The organism is bacterium, from assembly GCA_040755795.1.
GTDB lineage: Bacteria > UBA9089 > CG2-30-40-21 > CG2-30-40-21 > SBAY01 > JBFLXS01.
Genome location: JBFLXS010000471.1, coordinates 1 through 2808, shown reverse-complemented (window position 1 = coordinate 2808; position 2808 = coordinate 1). Strand labels below are relative to the sequence as shown.

The window sequence follows — 2808 nt, the reverse complement described above, 5'->3', positions numbered from 1 at the left end:
ACACGACACTAACTTTTGATGGACATTAATACAGGCATTAATAATCCTATCACTTAACTCTTCTTTTCTCCACTTCTCCATCTGCTCCCTGTCTCCTTATTGTTATCCTACCTGAACTCTTACAAATTTCTATAAATTTCTATTAGTTTCTATTAATTTCAATTTTTTTAATAATATCTCCCTATCTCCTTAATCTCCACATCTCCTTTTGTTACACCACCTGAACGCTTACCACTTTTTTCCTCTTGACAAAATTGGCTCAATAATGTAAAATAATAACCAATATGAGTGGTGTTGAAACAATATATTATACATTTACCAAACCTGCTGTCAGTATGAAAGCACTTCAAGGGCAGAAACCCGTAAGTTGGGCATTTTTTGTGGTGCTTTTAGCCACTATCAGTAGCCATGTGGGAGGAATATTAATAAGCCCGGTTGAGCTAAATGTGGCTAAGGTTATCCTTACGGTCGGATTACTGGGAAGACTAATTTTTATTATTGGTATCTGGATAGTTGGAACGGCGATTTTCCATCTATTTGCTGAATGGTTTGACGGAGAAGGTAAAGTAAGTAGTTTGTTCACGGCATTAGGCTTTTGTTTTTTACCCGCAATATTAATTACCCCCTGGTCATTATTAATTCAAAATACCCCACACGCAATAAAATTCTCACTCTATCTCCTTTTTAATTTAATCATCCTCCTGTGGATAGTCAAATTAGAAATTATCTCTATCCGTGAGATTTATCAGGTCTCAAATTTTAGGGCAGTGATGATATTAACCACACCTGCTACTCTCATTATTCTTGCTGTTTTTATACTTATCCTCCTTGCCTTAGTGCTGAGTTTTTCCATTATCCCTGCTTCTTTTCCACATTCCCTGTTTTAAGAGCATTTTAGATTTTGGGTAACTATTCACCGCAGAGACGCAGAGGAACAGAGAAAAAAGGATTTAAATTAGATTGTGGATACCGGATAGATCTTTTAGTTGAAGAAAAAGTTATCGTAGAATTAAAAGCAGTCGAGCAACTACTTCCGATTCACGAAGCTCAACTTTTAACCTATCTAAAAATGATGAATAAAAGGATAGGTTTATTGATCAATTTTAATGTTTCTGTTCTAAGAGATGAAATTAAGCGTATAGCCAATAGATTTTAATTTTTTCTCTGTGTCTGTGCGTCTGTGCGGTGAATAGTTACGATTTTGGATTTATCTAAAATCGAAAGAAGGATAAAAAAGATGAAGGCAATTATTGCTTTAGAAGATGGAAAAATATTTGAAGGACAGGCATTTGGCCACTCTGGAGAGAAATATGGCGAGATAGTTTTTAATACCAGTATGACCGGGTATCAAGAAATTCTAACTGACCCTTCCTACAAAGGTCAAATAGTGACAATGACTTATCCCTTGATTGGCAACTATGGGGTAAACGATGAGGATATGGAATCTCAAATGCCTCATGTTGAAGGTTTTGTGGTTAAAGAATACAGTCAGATTTATAGCAATTGGCGAGCTCAAAAACCATTGGCTGAATTTCTGAAAGGGCATAAAATTATTGGAGTAGAAGGGGTAGATACAAGAGCACTCACCAAACACATTCGGACTTGTGGTGCAATGAAAGCAGTTATCTCAACTGAGGATTTAGATAAAGAAAGTCTTGTGGCTAAAGCCAGGTCTTCTCAGGGCTTAATTGGTCGGGACTTAGTTAAAGAAGTTACTTGCCAAAAAGCGTATCATTGGCAAACCAATCCCCAGTCCCCAATCCCCAATCTAAAATACAAAATTGTAGCGATGGATTTTGGTATAAAACATAATATCTTACGGATGCTGGAAAATGTTGGTTGTGAAGTGATTATTGTGCCAGCGAACACCTCGTCAGAAGAAATACTTTCCTACCATCCTGATGGCATTTTTTTATCCAATGGTCCCGGCGACCCCGCTGGTGTCCCTTATGCGGTTGAAACCGTTAAAAAACTCATCTACCAATTACCAATTACCAATTACCAGTTACCAGTTACCAATTACCAATTACCAGTTACCAATTACCAATTGCCAATCTTTGGCATTTGCTTAGGCCATCAGATTTTAGGATTAGCCTTTGGTGGTAAAACCTACAAACTTAAATTCGGACATCGAGGTGGAAATCAACCAGTGAAAGATTTAGCCACCGGTAAAATAGATATTACGGCACAAAATCATGGCTTTTGTGTGGATATTAATTCTTTGAACAAAGATGAGGTTGAAATTACGCATATCAACCCTAATGACCAGACATTAGAAGGAATGAGGCATAAAAAACTGCCGATTTTCTCGGTTCAATACCATCCTGAGGCTTCACCAGGTCCTCATGATGCAGGTTATTTATTTAAGAAATTTGTTGAAATGATGAATAGAAATTAGAAATTAGGGAAAGATAGGAAAAAGTTCTCAAAAGCGTCAAAATATAATGGGTCAGTGAAATGAGGGATTTTCCTGAAAATAGGAAGTAGAGAGTAGAAAGTAAGGAAAACATCACTCCTCACGCCTATCTCCTTACCTCACACCTCCTATCTCCTACCACTATTTTCATCCTCCTCGTATAATATATATTGTTAGTCATTTTGAATGCCACAATCTTAATTCCTTATTAACCTAAATCCCCGCTTTTTATATAACTATGTGCCCACAATAGCGAAAAATACTATAACTTGATGTTCAAGTTTTTTAAAGGTATAAAGATTTAACCGCAAAGAGCGCAAAGGAAGATTTCGCAAAGGACGCAAAGGAAGGAAAATAAGGTGGTGAACAACCTATTGCTTTGTTAAGTTTGC

The 2808-nt window shown here is 36.7% G+C and carries 2 protein-coding genes and 1 pseudogene; all 3 read left to right on the top strand.

Translation table 11 applies throughout. The features are described from left to right. The first annotated feature begins 284 nt into the window (after window positions 1–284). The 3 genes and pseudogenes from AB1414_18495 to carA all read left to right on the top strand — a co-directional run bounded on the left by AB1414_18495 (window position 285) and on the right by carA (window position 2398). Window positions 285–887 carry a YIP1 family protein gene (locus AB1414_18495; protein MEW6609405.1) on the top strand — a complete coding sequence of 201 codons (603 nt, stop codon included), beginning with the start codon at window positions 285–287 and terminating at the stop codon, window positions 885–887. Window positions 888–943: 56 nt separating this feature from the next. After that, window positions 944–1156 (top strand): annotated as a pseudogene (locus tag AB1414_18490) (GxxExxY protein). 81 nt (window positions 1157–1237) lie between these two features. Then, window positions 1238–2398, top strand: coding sequence for a glutamine-hydrolyzing carbamoyl-phosphate synthase small subunit (gene carA, locus AB1414_18485; GenBank protein MEW6609404.1), 1161 nt, complete (start codon window positions 1238–1240; stop codon window positions 2396–2398). Window positions 2399–2808: the final 410 nt, after the last annotated feature.

Excerpts from the sequence above, each read along its gene's own strand:
- AB1414_18495 (MEW6609405.1), top strand. The coding sequence starts at position 285 with ATGAGTGGTGTTGAAACAATATATTATACATTTACCAAACCTGCTGTC.
- carA (MEW6609404.1), top strand. The coding sequence starts at position 1,238 with ATGAAGGCAATTATTGCTTTAGAAGATGGAAAAATATTTGAAGGACAG.